Below are 652 nucleotides of genomic sequence, written 5' to 3' on the forward strand. Positions count from 1 at the left end.
GAGGTGGTGCGCAGCCAGCCCGGCGTGGTCGAGGTGCGGCTCTTCACCAAGGACGAATCCGCCAAGCTGCTGGAGCCGTGGCTCGGCACCGGGCTGTCGCTCGATGAGCTGCCGGTGCCGCGGGTGATCGTGGCGCGTGCCGCACCGGGCAGCGGGCTCGATCTGGCCGAATTGCGCCGCCGCGTCACCGAGGCCGCGCCCAGTGCCACGGTCGACGACCATCGTGCCTGGATCGAGCGGATGCGGTCGATGACCGGCGCCACGGTGTTCGCCGGCATCGGTGTGCTCGGCCTCGTCATCGTCGCCACCGTGATCTCGGTGTCGTTCGCCACCCGCGGCGCGATGGCGGCCAACCGGCCGATCGTCGAAGTGCTGCACTTCGTCGGCGCCAGCGACAGCTACATCGCCAATCGTTTCTTCCGCCACTTCCTGCTGCTCGGCCTGCAGGGCGGGCTGATCGGCGGCGGCGCGGCGATCTTCGTGTTCGGCTTTTCGGAGTCGGTGGCGACGTGGTTTTCCGGCACGCCGGTCGGCGACCAGTTCGCGGCGCTGCTCGGCACCTTCTCGCTGCGCCCCACCGGCTATCTGGCGCTGGCCGGCATGGCGGTGCTGATCGCCGGCATCACCGCCTTGGCCTCGCGCCGTACGCTGT

General features: G+C 70.6%; 1 protein-coding gene. It reads left to right on the top strand.

The window, feature by feature from the left end; translation table 11 throughout:
- On the top strand, positions 1-652 hold a 652-nt coding region (locus tag DYI24_RS27435; RefSeq protein WP_164574548.1), incomplete at both ends, for a cell division protein FtsX.

It is taken from the genome of Rhodopseudomonas sp. BR0C11 (assembly GCF_010820945.1).
GTDB classification, from domain to species: Bacteria; Pseudomonadota; Alphaproteobacteria; order Rhizobiales; family Xanthobacteraceae; genus Rhodopseudomonas; species Rhodopseudomonas palustris_H.